This window comes from Clostridium acetobutylicum ATCC 824 (assembly GCF_000008765.1).
GTDB classification, from domain to species: Bacteria; Bacillota; Clostridia; order Clostridiales; family Clostridiaceae; genus Clostridium_S; species Clostridium_S acetobutylicum.
Genome location: NC_003030.1, coordinates 3106266 through 3131914 on the forward strand (window position 1 = coordinate 3106266; position 25649 = coordinate 3131914).

Below are 25649 nucleotides of genomic sequence, written 5' to 3' on the forward strand. Positions count from 1 at the left end.
ATAAGGATGATTCTCTCTTAAGAAAATCATCCATTAATTCCATGAATTTTTATCAATATATTTTAATCATTCTTTATTTGTATTACTTCCATTTTTTCTACTGCATCATTTATTAATTTTTCCTTATCAAGAACACTTTCAGCTTTTCTTATCTGTCCTAAAATTGGTTTTGTCTTAGGATGTTTAGGAACAAATATAGTACAGCAATCTTCGTATGGAAGAATTGATGTCTCATAGGTTCCAATTTTCCTTGATATATCCATTATATCAATCTTATCCATTGATATTAAAGGTCTAAATACAGGCCTGTCCGCACAATCATTACTTACAACTAATCCTTGCATAGTCTGACTTGCTACTTGTCCTATACTTTCTCCTGTTGCTACGGATTCCATTCCTTTATCTTCTGCTATTTTACAAGCTATACTCATCATAAATCTTCTCATTATTATAGTAAGCTCATCTTCTCTACATTTTTCAATTATCTGCATTTGAATGTCTGTAAAAGGAACTACATATAATGTCATTTCTCCTATATACTTTGTAAGTATTCTAGCTAAATCCTTAACCTTATCTTTTGCCCTTTCACTTGTATATGGAGCACTATGGAAGTACACTCCGCTAACCTCAACTCCACGTCTTGCCATCATATATCCTGCAACTGGAGAATCGATTCCACCTGAAAGCATTAAAAGAGTTTGTCCATTTGTTTTGTATGGCATTCCATTTACTCCCTTAATTCTCTTTGAATATATGTAGGTTTTCTTTCTTATCTCAATATTCACAAGACATTCTGGATTATGTATGTCAACTTTAACTTCATCGTTATTTTTAAGTATATATGCACCAACCTCGCGATTTATATCCATCGAATTTAATGGAAATCCCTTATTCGCTCTATTTGTTTCAACTTTAAAGGTGCCTTTACCACTCTCTTTAACTGCTAAAAGTGCTTGATTTTTTATAGTATCAAAATCATTTTCTATTTCTGTAACAATACAAACTTCAGCTACACCAAATACATTTCTTACTCTATCCACAACTTCCTCTAAATCTTCGCCTTTTATAAACCATCTTCCAGAATCAAATACAAAGTCAAATTTCACTCCGTTAAGTGCCGTAGCTATATTGTGCTTAAGTATTTTTTCAAATTTATTTTTATTTAAGCCTTTTAAAAATATTTCAGAAGCGTATTTTACCATTAATAGTTTATTCATAATTTTAATCTCCTTAAGAATTTAAGTATCTTCTCTATATTATATACTGTATAATCTACTTCTTCAAAGGTATTTTCAGGAGAAAAGCTAAACCTTATAGCTCCATCAATTTCACCATCATCAAGACCAAGAGCACAAAGTACATGACTCTTGTGATTTTTTTTCGATGAACAAGCAGAACCTGTTGATGCATATATTTCCTTTTCCTCTAAAGCATGTACGAAAACTTCTCCTCTAACACCCTTAAGTGATACATTTAACACATGTGGAAGATAGTCTTCTCCTACTTTACTGTTTATCCTTACACCATCTATATTATTTAGCTTATCTACAAAATACTCTTTTAGATCTGAAACTTTTTTATAATTGTCCTTCATCTTTTTTGATATATCATTGGCTGCATAAGCGAAAGCCGCAATAGCTGGCAAATTTTCAGTTCCTGATCTAAAGTTAAACTCTTGTCCACCTCCACATATAAGTGGATCTGGCATAAGTCCTTTTCTAACATACGCAAAACCTATTCCCCTTGGTCCATAAATTTTATGGGCACTTACTGACAGTAAATCTATTCCCATTTCCTTAGGATTTATTTTAAGCTTTCCGTAGCTTTGAACTGCGTCAACATGAAATTTTGCTCTTGTACTTCTTTCCTTAATAATTGAAGATATTTTTTTAACATCCTGAATTACACCTATCTCATTATTTACATGCATTATACTTACAAGAACAGTATTCTTTTTTATACTTTCCTTAAGCTCTTTTAGATTTAACTTTCCTTCATTGTCCACATTTAAATAAGTAACCTCAACTCCGAACCTTTCTAACTGTTGACAAGTATTTAATACACTAGGGTGCTCAATTTTTGATGTTATTATATGGTTTCCTGGCTTTGCAAAACCCTTTATCAAAAAATTATTGCTTTCACTCCCGCCTGAAGTAAATATAATCTCATTTGGCGAAACTCCAAGCGTAGCTGCTAATACTTTTCTACTCTCAATTAATCTATCTTCTGCCCTCTTACCAAATAAATGAAGAGAGGACGGATTTCCATAATACTCATAAAAAACTTCTTTCATTATATCCGCAACTTCCAAAAGAGGCTTTGTAGTTGCACTGTTATCAAAGTAAACCACCATAGTCACCGCTTTCTCTTAATGTTATAAAAATCTGCATTACTCACCAGCATAAATATAAATCATACTACATTAATTGTCAATATCCGCATTCAATGTGCATATAAATTAAGAGCTCAAATTTGTAATTATACTAAAAACAAATTTGAGCTCTACAACATACTATAACTATGCTCTAGCTTTATTAAGCTCTTCAACAAATTTAGCAGCTGTCTCTGTTACTGCATCGTAGTCACCAGTTTTAGCTCCCTTTGTTAGTTCTCCTCCAGTACTTACTGCTACTGCACCAGCCTTAATCCAATCTTTAACATTGCTTAAACTTACTCCGCCACTTGGCATGAAGTTAGCTTGTGGAAGAGGTCCTTTAAATGAACTTATTATAGATGGTCCGGATACATTCCCTGGGAACACTTTAATTATTTCCACTCCTAATTCTAAAGCTTCAATAGCTTCTTTAACGGTCATAATTCCCGGCATAGTAGGTATTCTGTATCTGTTACAAAGTATAACTGTTTCTCTATTTAAGTTTGGACTTACGATAAATTTTGCTCCTGCAAGTATACAAGCTCTAGCTGTCTCTGGATCAAGTACAGTACCCGCTCCTATTATTACATCCTGATCCTTATAAACCTCAGATAACTCTTTAATAATATCAAGAGCACCTGGAACTGTCATTGTAATCTCAATAGCCTTAATACCGCCTTTTATAACAGCATCAATAACCCTAGCTCCCTGCTCTTTAGATTCCGCTCTAATTACTGCAACCAATCCGTACTCTGACATTTTTCTTATAGTTTCTAGTCTTTTCATTTTTTATTCCTCCCTGGCTTTCATAAGTATGTCATCTTTTTTTAATTCCTCATCACATTTTATAGTGAAGATCATTTGTGCAGAAGGTGCACTATCTATAACTTTCCCTTGTTTGTTTCGCATATCCTTAATTGACATAACTATATTATCCCCCTTAGGAGATAATATTTCAACCTTATTTCCATTATAAACCTTGTTTTTTTGTTCTATTGTTGCAATTTTCGATTCCTTATCATATTTTTTAACAACTCCTACGATATCATAATCGCGAATATAAGCATAAGTCTTATGGTGTTGTTTTACTTCTTCACCAAAATAAAAACCTGTTGTATACGGTCTATGACTTGGTTTTTTTAAGTTCTCCATCCATTTGGGATTAAAAACATATTTATCTGGATTTTCTACATAAGAATCCACAGCTTGCCTATAGGCTTTCACTACAGATGCAACATAAAAGGCACTTTTCATTCTGCCTTCTATTTTAAGAGAATTAATTCCTGAACTAATAAGCTCTGGAATATGCTCTATCATGCATAAGTCCTTTGAGTTCATTATGTAAGTTCCTTTACCATTTTCAGTAATATCTTTTTGTTCTCCTTTTTCTTGTTCAAATAAATGGTATTTATATCTACATGGCTGTGAACATTCTCCTCTATTAGCATCTCTACCTGTCATATAATTTGACAAAGCACATCTGCCTGAATATGCCATACACATTGATCCATGTACAAATGCCTCTATTTCACAGCTTTTAGGAAGTTCTTCTCTTAGCTTCTTAAAATCGTTAAGGCTTAATTCTCTAGCCATTACTACTCTCTTCACTCCAAGCTTATGCCAAAATAAAGCAGATTTATAATTTGTACAATTTGCTTGTGTACTTAAGTGAATTTCTAAATTAGGCACCACTTCTTTTGCCACCGCTATAATTCCTGGATCTGCTGCTAATATTGCATCTGCATCAATCTCATCTAGTTCCTTAAGATATTCTTCTAATCCAACTAAATCTTTATCATGAGGAAATATATTTACTGTTATATATACCTTTTTTCCTCTATCATGAGCAAACTTAATTCCCTCTTTTAATTGTTCAATTGTAAAATTATCTGCATAAGCCCTTAAATTAAGTTTATTACCACCTAAATATACAGCATCTGCACCAAAATTTATGGCCGTTTTTAATTTTTCTAGATTTCCTGCCGGAGCTAAAATCTCTGGTTTATCCACAATCATTCCTCCATATGGCTGTCAATATATTAAATAATCTTTTAGCTAATTTTATCATTTCATGCCTTATTAGTCTATATATCTTAATTAAGTTGAAAATTATAAAGCATTAATTAATATTTAGCTTATATCTCAACAAAAATAAGGCACCGAAAACTAATTAATGCTTCAGTACCTTATCTATGTGTCCTCTACTCTTTTACCCTGCATTTATTTAACGCCTAACTTCTGTATAATCAACATCAATTATAGTATCTTTATCAGAGCTAAAAGTTGTATCTTCTTTATTAAAATCATCAATTGGATCTTTCTTTTTTACTTTTTTCATTTTTGAAATTTTTGATACTCCCCATATAGCTAGTCCACCTATTATTATAACAGGAATTAATTTTATAAATAACAGTGCTGCTAAAATTACTATACCTAAAATCGCAATATTTCTAAATATATCTTTATTTAAAAAGCTCATTTGCATCACTCTCTTTCTCTAACTTTATAAAAGTATTATATCACAATTAGTGTAAGCAGTATACAATATCACTTAAAAAAGTATTAATAATCTGTTAACTATATTTACTTCAATTTTGGGCAAACTTATATTGTAGCAAAAATAAATCATATAGGAGGCCTTTCAAATGGCAAAAAGAGACAATAAAAATAACAGAAATGATGAAAAAAGAAGAAATGATTTAGGTAAATTAAACGTTGAAGCTTCTGATGAAATAAGTGCTGATAATAAAGATAGAAATAATAGAGACAGAAAAGATAATAGAAAAGATGGCAGAAGATAATTTATTAATATAAGATAAAAAGGGCTGTGTACTCACAGTCCTTTTCCTTATTATTCACTTAATACTTTTTCAAGAAGTTCCTTTACCATAGGTGGATTTGCTTTTCCTTTGCTTTGTTTCATTACTTGACCTACTAGATATCCAATAGCCTGTTTTTTACCTGCCTTGTAATCTAAAACTGACTTTTCATTGTTATTTATAACATCTTCAACCATCTTTTGAAGAGCACTCTCATCACTAATTTGGGAAAGTCCTTTTTCTTTAACTACAACTTTAGGCTCCTTTGAAGTTTTAAACATCTCTTCAAAGACTTCTTTCGCAGCAGTATTACTTATTTCTTTTGTTTTTATCATTTCTATAAGCTGATTCATATGCTCAACTGGTACAGGTATTGCCTTTGAGTCTGTTTCCGTTTCTCTCATAAGTCTAAGCATATCTCCAAGTATCCAATTTGAAGCCGTTTTACTTTCACAACCTGCCTCTACTAGCTTTTCAAAGTAATCTGCTAATGCTTTATCTTCAATAAGTATTTCTATTTCCTTACTTCCAAGCTTATACTGATCTTCAAATCTAGCCTTTCTCTCTACAGGAAGCTCCGGCATTTCTTCCTTTACCTTTTCTAAAAGCTCATCCTTTACTACTATCGGAATTATATCTGGTTCAGGAAAATATCTGTAGTCATTAGCATCTTCCTTTGTTCTCATAGTAACAGTTTTACCCTTACCTGAATCCCATCTTCTAGTTTCCTGCTTTATTCTAAAACCTTCATTAAAGTCATAAAGCTCCTTTTGACGTTTTTCTTCTTTTTCAAGCGCTTTTTGAAGCTCTCTAAAAGAGTTTATATTTTTTATTTCAACCTTTGTATTGTACTCTGTACTTCCAACTTCTCTTAAAGATATATTAGCATCACATCTCATAGAACCTTGATCCATGCGGCAGTCCGATATATTTGCATATTGAAGCATAGCTCTTAAAGTTTTCATAAACTCAACCGCTTCCTCTGGAGAACGCATATCAGGTTCTGAAACTATCTCTACAAGTGGCACTCCAACACGGTTATAATCTATAAGAGAATGAGGCTCATATTCCAAATGAACAAGCTTACCAGCATCTTCTTCTATATGAATTCTATTAAGCCTAACTTTTTTAACTCCATCTTTAGTTGGTATTTCAACATATCCGCCGCTGCAGATTGGAATATCAAACTGAGATATCTGATAAGCTTTAGGAAGATCAGGATAAAAATAGTTTTTTCTATCCATTTTATTTAACTTATTTATTTTGCAATGAAGTGCCTCTCCAGCCTTTACTGCAAGGTGAACAACTTCTTCATTTAAAACAGGAAGAGTTCCTGGAAGTCCCATACATATTGGACATGTGTTTTCATTTGGTTTAGCACCGAATTTAGTTGAACAGTTACAAAATATTTTAGTTTTTGTGCTTAACTCAGCATGTACTTCAAGACCAATTACGGTTTCATAACTCATTTTTTATCTCTCCTTTTCAAGTGCTCTTGCCGCTCTAAATATTTTCTTCTCTCCAAAATGAGGTCCTAACAGTTGAAGACCTATAGGAAGCCCCTCTTTACTAACTGAACATGGTAGCGATATTGCAGGTATTCCAGCAAGGTTTATGTTAACTGTGTATATATCTGCCAGATACATTTGTAAAGGGTCTGCTTTTTTCTCCCCTATTTTAAATGGTAGTACAGGTGAAACTGGGCTTAAAATTAAATCATAGTTTTCAAAGGCTTCTTTAAATTCATTTTTTATCTTCTTTTTAAGCTTGAGTGCTCTTTTATAATAGGCATCATAATATCCCGATGAAAGTGCGTAAGTTCCAAGCATTATTCTCCTTTTTACCTCATCCCCAAAGGCTTCTGATCTTGATGTTTCCATAAGATCATATACATCTTCGAAATCATCTGGCCTATATCCGTACCTTATTCCATCAAATCTAGCTAAGTTTGAACTAGCCTCTGCTGACGAAATAATATAGTAAGCCGAAAGTCCCTCTTCAGTTATTGGAAGGCTCATTTCGCAAACCTCAGCCCCAAGACTTTTAAGCTTCTCTATTGTATCATCTATACATTTTCTTATCTCTGGATCTAAACCATCATTTAAGAATTCCTTTGGCATCCCTATTTTCATACCTTTAATACCATCATCTATTCCTTCAAGATAATCTTCTTTTTCATGTTTTTTAGAACTTGTGTTATCTAATTCATCTTCTCCCGAGATTACTTCTAATAATTCCGCACAATCTTTTACTGTTTTTCCCAAAGGTCCTATTTGATCAAGTGAAGAAGCAAAGGCAATTAATCCAAATCTTGATACTAATCCATAAGTTGGCTTAAGTCCTACAACTCCGCAAAAAGCTGCTGGCTGTCTTATTGAACCTCCTGTGTCCGAACCTAATGAAATAGGAGCCATTTTAGCTGCAACAACGGCAGCGGAGCCACCAGATGAACCTCCTGGAACCCTAGTTATATCTCTTGGATTTTTAGTAATTTTAAAAGCTGAGTTTTCAGTTGAAGATCCCATGGCGAACTCATCCATATTTACTTTTCCTATTATTATTGCGTCCTCAGCTTTTAATTTTTTTATTACCGTAGCATCATATGGAGGAACAAAATCATATAGCATCTTTGATGCACATGTAGTTTTTATCCCATCTGTGCATATATTATCCTTTATTGCAATAGGTATTCCTGCAAGTCTTCCAACCTTATCCCCATTTGCAATCTTTTTATCCACATCTTTAGCTTCTTTAAGTGCATAATCCTCACATAGTGTTATGTATGCATTTATTTCTGGTTCATTTCTTTTTATATTATCAAAATAAGCCTTTACTATATCTTCTGATTTTAAATGTTTATCTAAAATTGCATTTCTAAGCTGTTCTACTGTCATATCAAGTATTTCCATGATCAAAAGCCTCCCTACTCTATTATCTTAGGCACCTCTATCGCACCATCTCTTAAACTCTTAACATTTTGCATAAGCTTCTTTTTATCTTCAAAAACCTTAGGAACATCTTTTCTAAATTCTGTGTTTACCTCATCAAATTCATTTACATTTATATCAGATAAATCAACCTTATCTATTGTTTCAAAATGCCCAAGTATTGCTTCAAATTCTCCTGCAAGTTTTTTAGCTTCATTGTCTGTAAACTTAAGCTTTGAAAGCTTTGAAATATACTTAACAGTATCTATATCAACATGTTTATCACTCATATCTATCACTCCTCTTATTATACTTTGCCCTATTCTATAAGCTTAAGGTGTAATTCTCTTCATATCTCTTGGTAGAAGAGATGCCTCTCTTATGTTTTCCAAACCTAAAATCTGCATTGTTAATCTTTCAAGTCCTATAGCAAAACCTCCATGAGGTGGCATTCCATATCTAAAGTTTTCTGTATAAAACTCAAACTCTTCAGCCTTAAACCCTTTATTTTTTATAGCTTCTACCAGCATATCGTGGTCATGAATTCTCTGTCCTCCAGTTGTTATTTCAAGTCCCTTGTATATTAAGTCAAAACTCTTTGAAGCTCCTTCAATTTCGTCATCTGGCATTGTATACATAGGTCTCTTGGATAGTGGATATTTAGTAAGATATACAAAATCACTATCATACTTCTCCTTTACATACTTGGAAAACAATCTTTCTCCTTCAGCGTTTAGATCTCCCTTAGGTGACCTTTTACCATACTTGTCAAAAACTATTTGCTGAGCTTCTGAGAGAGGAATTCTAGGTATGCTAACCTTTTCTGGTAATGTTATATTATACATTTTTAGCTCTCGTGCACAAGTTTCTCGTAAATTTTCAAATAAATAATTTATGAAACCCTCCTCAAGATCCATTATTTCATTTTCATCTTCTATAAAGCCCATTTCAGCATCAAGACTCACATACTCATTTAAATGTCTGTAGGTATTGTGGAGCTCTGCTCTATAAGCGTGACCAACTTCAAAAACTTTTTCAAAACCTACACCGACCATCATTTGTTTATAGAATTGTGGACTTTGAGCTAAAAATGCTCTGTGATCAAAATAATTTACTGTAAATAACTCGCTTCCTCCTTCTGTTCCTGAAGCTAATATTTTAGGAGTATGCACTTCAGTGAAATTATTCAATTTTAAAAATTTTCTAAAACATTCGCCTATTTCTTCCTGAATTTTAAATACCGCCATAACACTTGGCTTTTTAAGACTTACATTTCTATGATCAAGCTGTGTTTCTAGTGCAGCATTTATCTTCTTTCCATTGATATCAAATGGTAACTTATCATAATAAACCTTTCCTAGAACTTCTATTTCTTTAACTTGAACTTCCATTCCATCAATTGCTTTATCATTTTTACTTAAAACACCCTTTACTTTTATGCAAGTTTCATTTCTAAGTCCAGCTAATTGTTCCTTCTGTGCTACAAGTTGAACAATCCCTGTTTTGTCTCTTAATCTCACAAAATTCACATGACCTAAATCATAAATTTTATGAATCCATCCCTGAAGCGTTATTTCTTCCCCTTCACTCATATGAAACACATCTTTAACATAATTTTTTTTCATGATTATAGCCCTCCAATTTTTTTTAACATAAAAAAATCGCCCCTATACCAAATGGTATAGGGGCGATTATATAACGCGGTGCCACCCTATTTAGCAAAAAAATTGCTAACTTAATCAGTACGAATGCCATATTATAGACATCGATACCTATTCCCTTTAACGGTGGACATCCGTTTAAGCCTACTTTCAAAACGATTTTGGTTAACTACTCCGGAATGTTCTTCAACTTAATCTCGTTACCGGTTCACAGCTTGACGCCCGGCTCTCTGAAAACTTAATTAAATTTACTCTTTCCTTCACTGCAATTTTATAAAACTCATATTCAATAATGATTATATTATAAAACTAACTTTTTATAAAATCAATAGTTTTTATCAATTTTTCATAAATAATTCTATTTCGCTTTCAAACTCATTTATAATCTTATCAGTTTTTTCTTCATCGTTAGATTCAGCATATATCTTACATATGGGTTCATCTGAGTCAGGTATAATAAGAACCCAAGCGTCTTCATAATTTACCTTAATTCCCTCAATAAGTTCTATTGACTTTGATATATTTTCTTCTATTAAGCTTCTCATAATTTTGCCCTTATTATCCCAGGAACAAGCTATTTCTTTTTCTCTTAAAATATAATTTGGTATTCTTTCCATAAGCTCAGAGAGCTTTATTTTACCTCTAGCTAAGATGTTAATTATATTTATTACTATGTTTAAAGCATCTGTACTAGAAAGATATGAAAACAAAACCTCTTTTATATTTTTATCCTTTTCATTCAAGATATATTCATTTAAAATATATCTTTCTGAAATTTTTGACTTAACATATTTGCAATTATATCTCTTAGCTATATACTTTAAAGCTTTAGAAGAATTAACAGGTGCCACTATAGTTTTAAATTTATATACACTTATTAGTATCAGTGCTTTTATACTCTCATACATTTGAGTACTTATTATATTAGCGTTTTCATCAATAATTATTGCTTTATCACAATTCTCAGATATGCAAACACCAAAATCCATTTTTTTCTCTATAACTTCTTTTTTTAACCCTTCTAAATCCGCATAATTATCATATATACTATACTGAATTTTAAGATCTGAAAATATACTCTTTACTTCATTTTTTATAAGCTTATTTTCCATTGATACTGCAACCTTCAGCCCACTATTTCTTATTTCTTGTATGCACAAATTTTCTTTAATATAATCTTCATAATAACCCATACATTCTCCAAAGTCTCTTAATCTTTTAAAGTTATTTGCTCTAGTTCTTCTGAAATCTTCCCTTAAAAAGCTGTTTGCTATTTTTTTCTCCATAGACCTTGATATCATTATTCCATCCTTATCTATGAATAATATATTTACTTTTTCTTTATTACTACCTTTACAATATATATATACAGCAGCATCTGCTTTAAAATATGCTGTAGAAAACCTAAGCATTGGTATCGTCATCTCTTTTGCAGAATAAACCTCTATTCCCATTGAAATAAGACCTGAAACAAAAGAATACTTAAGCATTTCAGCTGCCAAATTGTAATCTGAACATACTACAACCTTTGAATTCATCCTTAAGTTTGATGCAAATGCAGATGCTAATTTCGATACAAATTCTGGCGTTAATTCTACATTTATTTCTCCACTTATACCTTCTTTACCGAAAAGCACCTTACACCTATTTTCTCCCCACACAACATTTGTCTTTATTATTGTTTTACTTCCTATAACTTTGTCCGGCCATATTTTAACTCCTGCTTTTACAACACTTTTCTCCCCTACCAAGCTTCCTGTTCCAATGGCAGATTCCTCAAAAGTTGATACTCCCCCGCCCACTTGAACATTATTTGACACTACGCTTCCCCTAAGTTCTGCACCACTTCCTATATAACAATTTTCAAATATTATACTTCTCTTTATAGTAGCCATTTCAGATATAATATTATTTCTACCTATAACGGCAAAAGGCCCTATCTCTGCACCATAACGTATTTCAGAATTATCTCCTATATAAACTGGTGGAATAACTTTTACATTATCACTTACTATTGTATTTTTTCCAATCCATACACCCTTCTGATGCTGACTAGCATCTATATCTACATCTACATCTACATATCCATTTAATATATCAAAATTACATTTCATAAATTGCTCTATATTTCCTATATCCCTCCAATAATCATTAACCACATAACCAAAAATCTCTTTGCCACTCTTTAAAAGTTCAGGAAATAATTCCTCACTAAAATCAAACTTTTTATCCTTATTATAGAATTCAAATATACCTGGCTCCATTACATATATCCCTGTATTTGCTTTGTCACTAAATATTTCTCCCCAACCAGGCTTCTCAATAAAATTACTTATTCTCCCCTCTGTGTCCGTAATTGCAACTCCATATTCAAGAGGTATAGTTACCTTCTTCAGCACAATCGTTACCATAGCGTTTTTTTCTTTGTGGTATTGTAAGATATTAGTTAAATTCACATCAGTTAAAGCATCTCCGCTTATAACCACAAAGGTTTCATCAAGAAAACTCTCAGCATTCCTAACACTGCCAGCAGTTCCCAAAGGACTTTGCTCTATAAAATAATGTATATTTACTCCAAGTTCTTTTCCATCTCCAAAGTAATCCATAACTTCATCTGGAAGGTAATGCAGTGTAATACCGATTTCATTTATCCCATGTTTTTTCAAAAGCTCTATAATATATTGTAAAACAGGCTTTTGCATAATTGGCATCATAGGTTTAGGTAAATTGCATGTAAGTGGTCTAAGTCTTTTACCCTGACCTCCTGCCATAATAATTGCTTTCATTATACCATCCCCTTATACACTTCACAGGTTTTAAATCCCAACACTTTGTAAATAAAATATATGTTAATTTAACTCTTCTTCATAAATTGATTATTTCTCTATGAAAATATATTAACGTTTACATTACTTGATTCATATACTATACTATATACCTTTTATTAATCTTCTATATAATTATTATATTTAATATACCACTTCAATTTTCCAATTACTTTATTTTATTCTTACACAAAATTCCTACAAATAGTTAAATATTTCATGCTTTTATGATAAAATTAAGGGCCAGCCTTTTGGCTAACCCTTAATTTCTATTTAATCACATCATTTAAAATTTCATCATACTCACTGCTGTTATATATGTACTCTTCTGCAGTACCATTTTCTAAATTTTCAACTAAATCCAAATCTATAGGCATTTCACATATTAGTGGAAGTCCAAGATATTCCGACTGCTCTTTAGCTGATTTTTTGCTAAAGACACGCATTTTATCTCCACACTTATTGCACACTATATAGGACATGTTCTCAACAACTCCAAGCATATTCACTTTCATCTTTTGAGCCATTGTAACTACCTTTTTTACTATCATTGATACCATATCCTGTGGTGTTGACACTATTATCATTCCACTTAAAGGAATATTCTGCATTACAGTAAGCGCAACATCGCCTGTACCTGGTGGCATATCTATAATAAGATAATCTAGTTCTCCCCATTCAGTATCAGTATACATTTGATTTAAAACATTATTTACTACTGGACCTCTCCATATAACTGGTTGATCTTCGCTTTCAATCATTAAATTAAGAGAAATTACCTTTATTCCTTGCTTAGTTTCAACAGGAACAAATTTAACATCCTCGCTTCCCTTTTTCTGCACTATTAAACTTCTTTTATCGCTTATTCCAAGTATTCTAGGCATAGATGGTCCTGTTATGTCTCCATCAAGAACTCCTACCTTATATCCTTTTTTTCTTAATTTCACAGCAAGTATTCCAGTAACAGTAGATTTTCCTACTCCACCTTTTCCGCTTATGACTCCTATTATATTCTTTATATTACCGTATTTACAATTTATACTTGAACAGCTGCTCTCACTGCTGCAGTTACTTTTACTAGGACAACTATCACATTTACTCATAATTTTCCTCCTAATTTTATAAATCTTCTATTTAAGATTCTCATCTCATATATTTAAAAATCACTAGGCTTATTTTCCTGTACTGATATATTCCAATAGTCTTTATTATATTTTCCTATCATGTAATACTTCTTTTGCTCCATAGTCTTTTTATTATAAAATGTAGCTACACACTTATATACCTTTTGATCATACCCTTCTGTATTAAGGTTTAAAGTAACATCCTTATTACTATCATCTTCAGTACTTTCTATAACTGAAACACCTGAAGGAAGTTCTTTTTTAAAATCCTCCAAATCAGTTGATGATATAAACTTCGCTGCCTCAACATCGTTATCAATTTCTACTCCTATATTACTGTTCTTACTATAAGTAATATATTTATTAATAGCATTCAAGGCCATTTTATAATACACTTGATCAAAATCCACAAGCGTTCTTGTCCCATCTATTTCCCAAAAGTTCTTAATTATATCACTATCAATTCTATTAGAAACTATATAGCTTTTATTGCCACTATAAAAGTTTCCTCCAGACTTTTTATCAATTCCCGCTACATAATTAAATACAGCATAAACCTTCTTATCATTTTTATATAATTGGAAGGTATAGTCTGGCCTCAAGGATGATTTGCTCTTTGCAGGCTTTCCAGTAGAAAGCATATCATATATTTCATTAATTACATTTGCATCTGTAACCACAAACCTAAAACCATTGTCTCTAGTACTTTGTATAACTATCTTGCTTATTTTCCCTTGTCTTATATATTCAAAATCCTTATTTTTAAAACCTAATTTAACCTTAACTTTACTAACACTATCACCTATACTTTGGCAACCAGTAAAAGTAATCATGCTAAAAATCATAATTGAAATTAAAAAAAAGCCTAAAAGCCTCCTATGCTTCAACTGAATTCCCCCTAATTGAAGTTACTTAATTTGTATATATATTTCGTTTATTGCTGTTTAAAATTCTAATAAATTACCTAAATAAAAAAGAAGAAGTTGTTTGACTTCTCCTATTATAATACTTAAACTGACTTTTATCAATTAAATTTACACTCTTTTCATATTTTAATGTCTCAACTATTGCTTTAAAAATCGGCTGCATACTGTTTTTATACTTATCTTGGTCTACATAAAAAGCAAATCGTACAAAGTTCTTTCCAGTTTTTATAAAATATTCATTTGCAACATAGCTTTTTTCATCTTTATCTTTAATTATATATTTAACAAAATAGCCATTTCCTATATTCGTATTTAAAGTCACTATGTTATAATTTTCAACCACATTCTGCTGCATACTAGCCTCTTTACTGTTATTCAAAAATGTTTTTAAATCCTTTTGTATCTTCCAAACCTCTACAAAACCATTTATTCCAGAAGCTTTATCACTAAAATTATTATGATATAATATTTCGCTACCATCAAATTTCTCTGTTTCAGTTACCCACTTTTCCGGGAGCATATAATTTAGATTTATATCATTTATTTTATATTCCTTTAGCTGTCCCAAATTACTCTGTATATAGGCAGTAGATCTTATCTTATCATTAAAATTATTTCCTATTCCAAATAATACGAGCATAAGTCCAACCACTATTATTATAGCCCCTAGTTTCTTACCGTCTACTAATATAAATTTCATACTATCACCTGCGAATTTCAAATATACTTTTGTTATAATTTACTCTTAGGCACGGCTATAATTGAGTTTTTGAAATCATAAAACATAAGCCAGTATCCAAGTGAACCCTCTTCTTCTTCACCATTTACAAGAGGAATCCATGAAACAAAGCCTGTTCTACCATCAAAAGGCTGTTCTCTTTTTCTGCGTGTTCCTGGAACAGCATATACTATATACTTCATATTGCCTTCTTTATCATATTTATATCCCATTAAATAGTGTCCATATTTTTGGATATATGGATAATACATGAGCATTGGATAATATATTACAGTATACCTATTGTAACTTTGACAATCAAGCATATTTTGTGGATATTCAGCTGAAACTTTATACCATTTACAGTTCTTCACATCTGGAAAAGCTTCTCCTAAATCTTCAAGTCCATCAGTAAGTCCCCTAAAGAAATGTCCTATCTTTCCTCTTGGAAATTCATCAAAATCTTCTTGTTTATCTTGATTATCTTCATTTTCGTCTCTTGTATCCTCTGTATTCTCGTATGAGTAATATCCTATTTCATTTTGATTATTATTATCTAATCTTTCTTCTTTATCTTCAGCCTCAACCTTTACCTCTTCTACATCTACTTCTTCAACCTTTACCTCTTCTAACTCCGGCTTTTCTTCTACTGGATCTTCTTCTGCTTTTACTTCTGCTTTTACTTCTGCTTTTACTTCTTCTTTTCTAGATTCCTCTTTAGTTTCTTCTTTTTTCTTTACTTCAATTTTTTCTTTCACTACCTCAGTCTCTTTTTTTTCTTCTACCCTAGGCTCTTTCTTATCCACATTAGTTTCTTCTTTTTCTAACTTCGGATCTTCTTTCTTTGTATTTACTTCTTTTTTTTCTTCTATCTCATGATTATTCTTTTCCTCTATATTCTTCTTTTCTTTTTCAATCTTCTCTTCATACTTATCAAATATATTTCTATTTAAATTCTCTTTCTTATCTGTTGTTGATTCTTCCTTAGTCTCGACTTTCTTATCCTGTTTTTTTACTGGTTTAACTTCTTCTCTTTTAACCTGAGGAGCTTCCTCCTTCATTTCAACTACAGGATATGATTTCCATGAATCTGACACATCAGAAGCATTGAATCCGCTCATTACAACAATAATGTTGTCCTCTATAAACTGAGAAATAGATGCACCTACAACTCTATCTACAGCTATACCGCTTCCTGCTACATCACTTTCCTCGAACTCTCTGCTTATTTCTGACCTTCCATATTCATCTATGTTAATTTTGCCTAGATTAATTATTTTTTTTGTATCCTTCTTATTACAAACCAAAAGCATATTATACGGTTTAGATACCTTTTTCAGATTCTGAACATAAAAGGATATTTTACATTTGCCATTTTTTATTTCTATTTTAGCATAACCTGTAGGAAGCTTATCAGAAGATAATCCATATCCCTTTTCATTCTCTTGAAGAATTATGAAACTTCTACTATAATTCCTTTTCTGGCTCAACTTAGTGTCCTCCCATTAAATTTATTTAATATAATATATGAGAGGATTTTTAAAAAAATGAATAATTATCTGTATATTTCGTCTGACAATTTTCCGAACTCTTCTATAGAAAGTGTTTCTCCACGCCTTTTAGAATCAATGCCAGCTGCCTCAAATGCCTTCTCTAAATCTTCACTGGATAGCTTGAGACCTTTCATTGCATTCCACAATGTTTTTCTTCTCATATTAAAAGCGCTTCTTATTACATTAAAAAATAATTTCTCATCCTTAACCTGAACTCTAGGCTTTTCAAGTTTATCTAATCTTATAACAAGAGAATCTACCTTAGGCTGTGGTATAAAACATGAAGGTTTAACAACTCTTACAACCTTAACATCACAATAATATTGGACAAGTAATGTTAGTGCACCATAATCTTTTGTACTAGGCTTTGCTGCAATTCTATCTCCAACTTCTTTTTGAATCATTATTGTAAGAGATTTAAAATTATATCCTTCATTGAGAAGCTTTGATATTATAGGTGTAGTTACATAATAAGGAAGATTAGCAACTAATTTTACAGATTGCTCCTCACCTATTATGTTATTAAAATCAACCTTTAACGCATCATTATGTATCAGTGTAAAATTATCATATTCTTTCATCTCGTTAGTTATTATAGGTATTAAACTTTCATCAAGCTCTATAGCACAAACCTTTTTGGCTTTTTCTAAAAGTCTTCGTGTAAGTGTTCCTACACCTGGTCCTATTTCTATAATAAAATCATCTTTTTGTATTTCTGCATTTTCAACTATATCATCCAATACAGTATTATCAGTTAAAAAGTTTTGACCTAATCTTTTAGAAAATCTAAAATTATATTTTTCAACTATTTGTCTTGTATTAAATTCCTTCATCATAATATCTCCTATTAACTGTATTAACGGCATTTATAAGTTCCTCTTTTGATATGCCAAAGTTATTTAATCTAGATAGAAATTGTGCACCATTTGAATAACCTATTCCAAGCTCATTTCCAACTAAATCCCTTCTTTTTTTAGCTTCCGAATTTCCGACTAATTTAAAGAATAACATATCTTCAATGGTAAACTCATATGTCTTTTTCTGAGTTTCACATTTAGCATTATTAAGTGCTCGTATTATAGATTCCGGAGAAGCATTTTCAACTCCTATATCTCCGTTCTTTGTACCTTCACTTTGAGATATGCGCGCATGTTTTATACCTTTAACCCTTTTACTTATTATACTTCTAATTTTCTCTCCAGCAAAATCTGGATCGGTTAAAACAATAACTCCCCTTCGCTTCTGCGCTTCTTTTATTTTACTTATAATTTTAGAATTTATACCAAAACCACCTACCGCAATCATTTCTGCATCTACAGCCCTTTTTACAGCAGTTATATCATCTCTTCCTTCAACAACAATTACTTCCTTAATCATATATGTACAAGAAAACCACTACCAAATATATACTATTTTAAAGTTTTCTCTTTCTCCTTTCTTTTTTAAAATATGTAAGATTGAACTTTCCTATAATTAATTATACTATAGTGTTTTAATGGCAACAATTAATTTATACATTAACTTAATAGCAAAAAAATTAGGAGCCTAAGCTCCTTATTTAAGTATATAAACTGTAACATTTTTTGCTCCCCAGTCGTAACATTCTCTTTCACTTGTAAAAAACAAGTCCAATCTGTTACCCTTTATAGCTCCACCTGTATCCTCTGCAACGCCATAACCATAACCGGGAACATACAATTTTGTGCCAAGCGGAATAACCGTGGGATCTACTGCAATTGAACTATAACCATCAGAATCTCTTTTAACTTTCGTACCTGATGCTGTTATACCAAAACTGAAATCATCAGTATATGCAGTTGCAAGCACCTGAAGGGACTTTTTATAAAGCACGCGTCCACCTCTGTCTGGCTTTAATACTCCCAAAGTTCCAACCTTAAAAACTTGTTTTGTTGGTTCTTTCTTTATAACTTCTCCTACTATCTCTTTTGATACAGCTTTTCCATCTTCATAAACTATCTTTGTGAAAACTTCTTTTTCACCAGCTTGCCCTTGCTGGATAACCTGTTTTTCATCATTTCCCATACTATCATCTGAGATAACCTCAGTAGGAAAATCAACCTGCTGATTCTCCTTTGTTATCTGGGAATTAACCCTGGTAATCGAAATTTTCATATTCTTTTTGATTGCTGCATTTCTTGAAATATTTACCTTATCCACTTTACTAAGTGGAATTTTTTCCGCTTTAAGCATTTTACTTACTGTTTCCTCCGAAGATTTAACTCTTCGTACTTTTCCATCTACCGCAACTTCAACGCTTATTGCTTTTTTTATATATATTTTGTCTCCATTTTTCAAGTTAGTGTCTAATGCTGGTTGAATCTTATCCTTTGGTCCTACCAGTATGTTATTCTTACTTAAAATACTTCCTTCATTACTCTTATAGGTAATAATTTTTGATGTTTTTCCATCAATATTAACTGTAATATTCTTCTTCATTGAACTAATTATAGTAAAAATCACTGCAACCATTAATATGACTGCCAATAAAGATGCGGCTAATACCTTAGGACCAGTTGAAAAGTAAGTTCTAAATTTTGATTTGAAGTTGCTCTTGTTTAAATCTAACTTAAGCTCAAACTTACTTTTCAGCGCTTCTAACATAATAATACCTCCCCCCAAAAGGCAAAAGTCTTTAACATTATAACAACAATTTTGTAATAATGTCAAATTTTCAAGCCCAAGTAACCTAAAATCAGTATATGCCATTTAAGCATTTATAAGAAAATTATATATATAATAGCGTTTGATTTACTGATTTTCGTTTGTGAGATAGTATTATATTATTAATATATGAAAAGTTATACTCTTTAGAAGTATAACTTATTCATTCTCATATAAAAGTTATAATTATTCATAAAATTCTTTATGTTCAACTCACTGTTACAAGTAATTTATGTTTTAATTGTACACCATAATTATACATTAAGCAACTTTCTGACATTAGAAGCAGTTTGTTCTTTTACATTTATTGGTAAAATGCTCTTTATATCTGCTATTTTCTCTACTATATACTCAATATACTCTGATCTATTCCTTTTTCCTCTATTAGGAACCGGTGCCATGTAAGGACAATCAGTCTCTACAAGTATTTTATCTAGTGGAATCTCTCTCACCACTTTAACTACTTTTTTTGCATTTTTAAAAGTAACTACTCCAGTAAAACCAAGGTAATATCCAAGTTTTAGGCATTCTTTAGCAAACTCCACGCTTCCAGAAAAGCAATGAATTTCACCTTTAACCTTTGGAAACTGCTTTATTATATCTAAAGTATCACCATGAGCATCCCTATCATGAATAATTACAGGTAAATTAAGTTTTTCTGCTAGTTCCATCTGTTTTATAAATACTTTCTTTTGAACCTCTCTAGGTGGATTTTCATCATAATAATAATCTAATCCTATCTCACCTATTGCTTTAACCTTGCTACTCTTAGTCAATGCTTCTATTTCTTTTAATGTATTTTCATCAAATTTATCTGCATATTCAGGATGTATACCAACTGCCGCATAAAAAAAATCATATTTTTCTGCTAGTTCAACAGACTTTAGTGTTCCTTCCATAGATGAACCACAGTTTAATACTCCTATTACTCCATTACTTTTAAGTTCATTTATAACTTTATCTCTATCCTCATTAAATTCATCATCATCATAATGTGCATGAGCATCAAATATCATTTTAAAACTCTCCTTTATTAATTATTTATAGTAAGTTAATATATTTCCTATATAGTCTTTTTAATTAAAAACCAAATTTATTCATTATAGTAAGTTAAATTTATGAGCATTTCATACATAAGTTCCGTGTATTTTGAAATACTATAAAATGTAGAAAACATAATACTTTAATATTATATCACCAGCTATATTTTTTTCTATAGTAACATTTAATGGTATAAACCAGTTATTATGGTCATGGGCATTCAATCCGTACCAAATATCATTATTTACCGGTAATTATGGTTATGATTTTGTATCCATTCATAATAATTCTATTTTTCTTTATTTTTCTGTGCATTTCGTTATTTTATAGTACTTAATAATAATTTGCACAAAAACGCTGAATATTAGTATTATTTAGTGATATACTATTAAGTGGGTGAAGTAAAGTATTTCATCTTATATTCAATTTACGGAGGTTTTTTTATGTTAGGAACAGTTAAATGGTTTAATTCTCAGAAAGGATATGGTTTCATAACTACCCAAGAAGGTAACGATGTATTCGTTCACTATTCAGGTATCAAAGATAATGGCTTTAAGACTTTAGAAGAAGGTCAGGAAGTTGAATTTGATTTAACTGAAGGTCAAAAGGGCGAGCAAGCAGTTAATGTTGTAAAACATTAAGCCTTTCACATAAATTAAATTAAAAAAATAATCCTCATATGAGGATTATTTTTTTATCTTACAATACTTCCAGTTGGTATATCTTCTGGTATATCTAAAGTATATAATTTACTGTCATCGTCAGTTGCAACAGCAAGTATCATTCCTTGTGAAAGCTGACCCATTAATTTTGCAGGTTTCAAATTAGCTACAAGAACAACTTTCTTTCCAATAAGATCTTCTGGTTTATAGAATTGAGAAATTCCAGATAGAACCTGTCTTTCTTCTCCACCTAGTTCAACCTTAAGCTTAAGAAGTTTTTTAGATTTTTTAACTGGCTCACATTCTAAAACCTTAACTACTCTTAAATCCAACTTATCAACATCATCTATGCTTATTTCAGGTTTTAAAGGCTGCATTTTTCTAGTAGCCTTAAGCTGCTCTTCTTTTAATTTATTAAGTTCTTCTATTTTTTTATCAACATCTATTCTAGGGAATATTACTTCTCCCTTTGAAACCTTAGTACCTGCACGAGTTCCATCAAAAGCAGAAAGACTTTCCCATGTATCAAGTTCTATATTAAGTTGTGTCTTTATTTTCTCTCCTGTTTCAGGTAAGAATGGAGTTAATGTTGTCGCAACAAATCTTAAACTCTCTACTAAATTATATAATACAGTACCAAGTCTTGCCTTCTTATTTTCATCCTTAGCAAGAACCCATGGAGTTGTTTCATCTATATACTTATTTGCTCTCTTTATGAGATCCCATATATGATCAAGTGCTTCTGGTATTTTCAGTTTCTTTATGTCTTCATCCAATTTTTCAGGAAGACTTATAGCCATATCAATAAGTTCATTATCAATTTCTTCCTTATCAACTGGAGGTTGAATTGAACCATCAAAATACTTTTCAATCATAGCAGCAGTTCTTGAAACCAAATTTCCAAGATCATTTGCAAGATCTGAATTTATTTTCTTTATAAATATCTCATTGTTAAACAAACCATCTGAACCAAATGGTATTTCATGAAGAAGATAATACCTAACAGGATCCGTTCCAAATTCATTTATTAGTACTACTGGATCTACAACATTTCCTTTGGATTTTGACATTTTTCCTCCATCAACCAATAACCAGCCGTGACCAAATACTTGCTTTGGAAGTGGCAAGTCTAAAGCCATTAACATAATTGGCCAATATATAGTATGGAATCTTATTATATCTTTTCCTACAAGGTGTAAATCAGCTGGCCAAAATTTATTATAAAGTTCATCATTATCACTTCCATAACCTAAAGCTGTTATGTAGTTTGAAAGTGCATCTATCCAAACATAAATTACATGCTTTTCATCAAAAGTTATTGGAATTCCCCAATCAAAAGAGGATCTTGATATACATAAATCTTGAAGACCTGGTTTTAAGAAATTATTGAGCATCTCATTTTTTCTAGATTCAGGCTGTATAAAATCAGGATGATCTTCTATATATTTTATAAGTCTATCAGCATATTTTGACATTTTGAAGAAATAAGCTTCTTCCTTTGTCTTTTCTACTGGTCTTCCACAATCAGGACACTTTCCATCCACAAGTTGAGTTTCTGTCCAGAAGGACTCACAAGGAGTACAGTACCAGCCTTCATAAGCTGATTTATATATGTCTCCATTATCATAGAATTTTTTAACTATTTTCTGAACTGCTTTTACATGCTCTTCGTCTGTAGTTCTTATAAACTTATCATAGCTTATGTTCATCATCTTCCATAAATCCTTTATTCCTGCAACTATTTCATCAACATAAGCTTTTGGAGTAATTCCCTTATCTTCTGCTATTCTCTGAATTTTTTGTCCATGCTCATCTGTTCCTGTAAGCATAAAGGCATCATAGCCTTGAAGCCTTTTGAATCTTACAAGCGCATCTGACGCAACTGTTGTATATGTATTACCTATATGAAGCTTTGCAGATGGATAATAAATAGGTGTTGTAATATAAAACTTTTTCTTCTCTGACATTTAATTCTCTCCTTTTTTAATATAAAAATAAAAGCCTCTAAACAAAGGGTTAATCCTTTATTTAGAGGCGTGATTTCGCTTTACCACTCTAATTCACTTTCATCTCACAATGAAAATCTCAACAAGTGACTCTAACTTACAGTTATTTATCACCCTGCAGTGTAACGCCTGCTTACGTAATATCCTACTATTCTTCAAATATTAAGCTCAGGGGCCATATTCATAAATCTTGGCAATGCTGAATCTCACCAAACATCAGCTCTCTTTAAAAACCTTAACTTACTACTCTTCCCATCAATGCTTTTGAATATTATGTTAGTACATAACCTAATAGTTGTCAAGTAAAATGTACTATTTAGTAAATTCATTATATTATTCTTTACCACTGATGTTATTTTTAATCATAAATTCTTCATGTAATTTCTTCTGACTTTTTCCTATTATTTTACCCATCATATTTCTCGGAAGGATTTTAGAAAAAAGTATCCCTACTTTATTAAAACATCCAGGAATTATTACTTTTTTTCCGTTCATAAATTCTTTGTAAGCAATTTCAGCTACACTTTTAGCACTCATAGCACCTTTAAGCTCAAGTTTTCCTGCCCTTTTAGAAAATTCAGTAGCCGTGGCGCCTGGACATAAAGCAGACACTTTGACATTGAATTTCTTTAATTCTTCTCCAATAGCTTCAGTAAAAGATAAAACATAAGCTTTTGTAGCATAATACACTGCAATAAATGGTCCCGGCATATATGAACCTGTAGATGCCACATTCAAAATCATACCACTTCTTTTTTTCACCATTTCAGCTGAAACAAGTCTAGTTAAAATAGTTAAACTTTTTATATTAAGTTCAAGCATTTCATTAATTTTATCAACACTTGATTTGTGAAATAATCCAGTATCTCCCATACCTGCATTGTTAACCAATATATCAACTTCAATATTATTTTCCTTAATCTCATTGAAAAGCTCATTAGCAGAATCTGGCCTTGAAAGATCCTTTTTTATCACTGTAACCTTTGTGTTAATATTTTTAGCTAATTCTATGAGTCTTTTTTCATCTCTAGCTGTAATTACGACATCATAACCATTTCTAGCAAATATCCTCGTAATTTCATATCCTATTCCTGTAGAAGCTCCTGTTATAAGTACCGTCATAAATACTCTCCTTACAATAACGTATAATAAAATATTATATCACTAAAAATTATAATTAGTGTACATTACTAAACTTCCAATTAAATACTCATAAACCATAAAATATATAGTTATATTCGTCCTAGAAGTTGTTTTTTTTGATATAATAATTAATAATGTGAATTTTATTTATCTTATTTTAGGAGGAGAATATAAAGTGTCAGAAAAAAACGAGTTTACATCATCAAGAACAGAAACTGATGCTTTTAAGGCTACTAAGGAATTTAAAGAAAAGTTTCATAATAAGGACTCTTTTTTTTATGAACCTTGGCAGTTTGCAGATTACGAGGTTTCTGCAGACACACTAAAAACCACATACGATGAAATTAATATATGGAGCAAGGAGGAAGCTATAATACGCCCTGGTTGGAAAGTAGATGGCAATAAGGTTCATGTGCCAAATATTTTTTCAAAAATAAGTGGTGTTTATAGTGATATTGTAAAATATCGTGATGAAATTAATTCTCTTATAGGGCAAAAAAATGTACTCTTTTTCAAACACTTTCCGATGTTCCACATTACTTCAGAAAGAAATATATCTAAAATTTATTCATCACTTCTAAATAATAAAGGGAAAATAGACAAAGAAAAACTACTTGGATCAGAATATTGGAAATACAGTAGTTTAAAAACAGGCATTCAAGAAAACATAGCAGAGCGAATCATTGAATTTTGTGAACTTCCTGATTTTTGGAAACTAAAATGTTTTTCCATAGATATTCACTTTTCTCTGCTTGATAAATTTGCTAACCTTTTAACATATAAAAATGATACAACAGCCAAAGAAAAACTTCTAATGAAGATGTCTATACTGAATATTATGCTTAAGCTTGATAAAAATCTTCTAAATTTACTTCAAAATTTTGATTACCCTCTAGGTGTTCCTAAAATAGTAATTTACAACAATAGTAAAAGTGGTAATTTTTCTTTCTCTGATGCTGTCCAAATAATGTTTATGAATTCTATGGGAGTGGATATCATAATATTTAATCCAGCGGGCACAAACGATATTGAAAATTTTATAAATGAATCCTATTTCGATTTACATAGACTTCAGTTTATAAATGAAAATCTTAAATACAGAAAAAATAATTTTTTTATACGTATTGTTAGAAAAATCAAAGAGCATTTTAATAAATCATAAACCTTAAATTCAAGAGGAGATGAACT

General features: G+C 31.2%; 23 protein-coding genes and 2 other annotated features. Of the genes, 3 read left to right on the forward strand and 20 right to left on the reverse strand.

Annotation, left to right across the window (positions count from 1 at the left end; translation table 11 throughout):
* Window positions 1-62: 62 nt before the first annotated feature.
* From thiI to CA_RS15300, 5 genes are all read right to left on the reverse strand, one after another.
* Window positions 63-1217: a tRNA uracil 4-sulfurtransferase ThiI gene (gene thiI / locus CA_RS15280; protein ID WP_010966254.1), complete on the reverse strand. Its 1155-nt coding sequence runs from the start codon at window positions 1215-1217 to the stop codon at window positions 63-65.
* Complete coding sequence (locus CA_RS15285) at window positions 1214-2353, reverse strand: cysteine desulfurase family protein (protein ID WP_010966255.1); 1140 nt, start codon at window positions 2351-2353, stop codon at window positions 1214-1216. Before CA_RS15285 ends, thiI begins: the two co-directional genes overlap by 4 nt.
* 165 nt (window positions 2354-2518) lie before the next feature.
* Window positions 2519-3160 carry a bifunctional 4-hydroxy-2-oxoglutarate aldolase/2-dehydro-3-deoxy-phosphogluconate aldolase gene (locus CA_RS15290; RefSeq protein ID WP_010966256.1) on the reverse strand — a complete coding sequence of 214 codons (642 nt, stop codon included), beginning with the start codon at window positions 3158-3160 and terminating at the stop codon, window positions 2519-2521.
* A gap of 3 nt (window positions 3161-3163) precedes the next feature.
* The gene (locus CA_RS15295; RefSeq protein ID WP_010966257.1) at window positions 3164-4384 is read right to left on the reverse strand and encodes a peptidase U32 family protein; all 1221 of its coding nucleotides are present in this window, start codon (window positions 4382-4384) and stop codon (window positions 3164-3166) included.
* Window positions 4385-4598: 214 nt separating this feature from the next.
* The gene (locus CA_RS15300; RefSeq protein ID WP_014519021.1) at window positions 4599-4853 is read right to left on the reverse strand and encodes a hypothetical protein; all 255 of its coding nucleotides are present in this window, start codon (window positions 4851-4853) and stop codon (window positions 4599-4601) included.
* Between the two features lie 166 nt (window positions 4854-5019).
* Between CA_RS15300 and CA_RS15305 the strand changes: the two genes are divergently transcribed.
* The gene (locus tag CA_RS15305; protein ID WP_158306569.1) at window positions 5020-5175 is read left to right on the forward strand and encodes a hypothetical protein; all 156 of its coding nucleotides are present in this window, start codon (window positions 5020-5022) and stop codon (window positions 5173-5175) included.
* 50 nt (window positions 5176-5225) lie between these two features.
* On the opposite strand, the gene gatB is transcribed toward CA_RS15305, so the two are convergent.
* The 13 genes from gatB to CA_RS15370 form a co-directional block, all read right to left on the reverse strand.
* Complete coding sequence (gene gatB / locus CA_RS15310) at window positions 5226-6662, reverse strand: Asp-tRNA(Asn)/Glu-tRNA(Gln) amidotransferase subunit GatB (protein ID WP_010966259.1); 1437 nt, start codon at window positions 6660-6662, stop codon at window positions 5226-5228.
* 3 nt (window positions 6663-6665) lie between these two features.
* Window positions 6666-8102, reverse strand: a complete 1437-nt coding sequence (gatA, locus tag CA_RS15315) for an Asp-tRNA(Asn)/Glu-tRNA(Gln) amidotransferase subunit GatA (protein WP_010966260.1) — start codon at window positions 8100-8102, stop codon at window positions 6666-6668.
* 14 nt (window positions 8103-8116) lie between these two features.
* Window positions 8117-8410, reverse strand: coding sequence for an Asp-tRNA(Asn)/Glu-tRNA(Gln) amidotransferase subunit GatC (gene gatC, locus CA_RS15320; RefSeq protein ID WP_010966261.1), 294 nt, complete (start codon window positions 8408-8410; stop codon window positions 8117-8119).
* A gap of 42 nt (window positions 8411-8452) precedes the next feature.
* Window positions 8453-9745 (reverse strand): aspartate--tRNA(Asn) ligase, encoded by a 1293-nt coding sequence (gene aspS / locus CA_RS15325; RefSeq protein WP_010966262.1) that lies wholly within the window; start codon window positions 9743-9745, stop codon window positions 8453-8455.
* 55 nt (window positions 9746-9800) lie between these two features.
* Window positions 9801-10054, reverse strand: a binding site (T-box leader).
* Window positions 10055-10119: 65 nt separating this feature from the next.
* Entirely contained in the window at window positions 10120-12567 is a 2448-nt protein-coding gene (locus tag CA_RS15330; RefSeq protein ID WP_010966263.1) for a sugar phosphate nucleotidyltransferase, read from the reverse strand.
* A 308-nt stretch (window positions 12568-12875) separates the two neighbouring features.
* The gene (locus CA_RS15335; protein WP_010966264.1) at window positions 12876-13709 is read right to left on the reverse strand and encodes an Mrp/NBP35 family ATP-binding protein; all 834 of its coding nucleotides are present in this window, start codon (window positions 13707-13709) and stop codon (window positions 12876-12878) included.
* 53 nt (window positions 13710-13762) lie between these two features.
* The gene (locus tag CA_RS15340; RefSeq protein ID WP_010966265.1) at window positions 13763-14617 is read right to left on the reverse strand and encodes a hypothetical protein; all 855 of its coding nucleotides are present in this window, start codon (window positions 14615-14617) and stop codon (window positions 13763-13765) included.
* Between the two features lie 73 nt (window positions 14618-14690).
* Complete coding sequence (locus CA_RS15345; protein WP_010966266.1) at window positions 14691-15356, reverse strand: hypothetical protein; 666 nt, start codon at window positions 15354-15356, stop codon at window positions 14691-14693.
* A gap of 32 nt (window positions 15357-15388) precedes the next feature.
* Window positions 15389-16864 carry a hypothetical protein gene (locus CA_RS15350; protein ID WP_010966267.1) on the reverse strand — a complete coding sequence of 492 codons (1476 nt, stop codon included), beginning with the start codon at window positions 16862-16864 and terminating at the stop codon, window positions 15389-15391.
* A 65-nt stretch (window positions 16865-16929) separates the two neighbouring features.
* Window positions 16930-17760, reverse strand: a complete 831-nt coding sequence (gene rsmA / locus CA_RS15355; RefSeq protein WP_010966268.1) for a 16S rRNA (adenine(1518)-N(6)/adenine(1519)-N(6))-dimethyltransferase RsmA — start codon at window positions 17758-17760, stop codon at window positions 16930-16932.
* A complete protein-coding gene (gene rnmV / locus CA_RS15360; protein ID WP_010966269.1) occupies window positions 17747-18304 on the reverse strand; it encodes a ribonuclease M5 in 558 nt (185 codons plus the stop codon). The genes rsmA and rnmV overlap by 14 nt, the downstream gene beginning before the upstream one ends.
* Before the next feature lie 177 nt (window positions 18305-18481).
* Window positions 18482-19549 (reverse strand): G5 and 3D domain-containing protein, encoded by a 1068-nt coding sequence (locus CA_RS15365; protein WP_014519025.1) that lies wholly within the window; start codon window positions 19547-19549, stop codon window positions 18482-18484.
* A 314-nt stretch (window positions 19550-19863) separates the two neighbouring features.
* Entirely contained in the window at window positions 19864-20625 is a 762-nt protein-coding gene (locus tag CA_RS15370; protein ID WP_010966271.1) for a TatD family hydrolase, read from the reverse strand.
* Between the two features lie 468 nt (window positions 20626-21093).
* Between CA_RS15370 and CA_RS15375 the strand changes: the two genes are divergently transcribed.
* Window positions 21094-21291: a cold-shock protein gene (locus CA_RS15375; RefSeq protein ID WP_010966272.1), complete on the forward strand. Its 198-nt coding sequence runs from the start codon at window positions 21094-21096 to the stop codon at window positions 21289-21291.
* 53 nt (window positions 21292-21344) lie between these two features.
* Here CA_RS15375 and metG read toward each other — a convergent pair whose 3' ends face one another.
* Window positions 21345-23279 (reverse strand): methionine--tRNA ligase, encoded by a 1935-nt coding sequence (metG, locus tag CA_RS15380; RefSeq protein ID WP_010966273.1) that lies wholly within the window; start codon window positions 23277-23279, stop codon window positions 21345-21347.
* Window positions 23280-23339: 60 nt separating this feature from the next.
* Window positions 23340-23586: a binding site (T-box leader), on the reverse strand.
* A 65-nt stretch (window positions 23587-23651) separates the two neighbouring features.
* Window positions 23652-24440 (reverse strand): SDR family NAD(P)-dependent oxidoreductase, encoded by a 789-nt coding sequence (locus CA_RS15385; protein ID WP_010966274.1) that lies wholly within the window; start codon window positions 24438-24440, stop codon window positions 23652-23654.
* A gap of 196 nt (window positions 24441-24636) precedes the next feature.
* Between CA_RS15385 and CA_RS15390 the strand changes: the two genes are divergently transcribed.
* Window positions 24637-25623, forward strand: a complete 987-nt coding sequence (locus tag CA_RS15390) for a YceG family protein (RefSeq protein ID WP_010966275.1) — start codon at window positions 24637-24639, stop codon at window positions 25621-25623.
* Window positions 25624-25649: the final 26 nt, after the last annotated feature.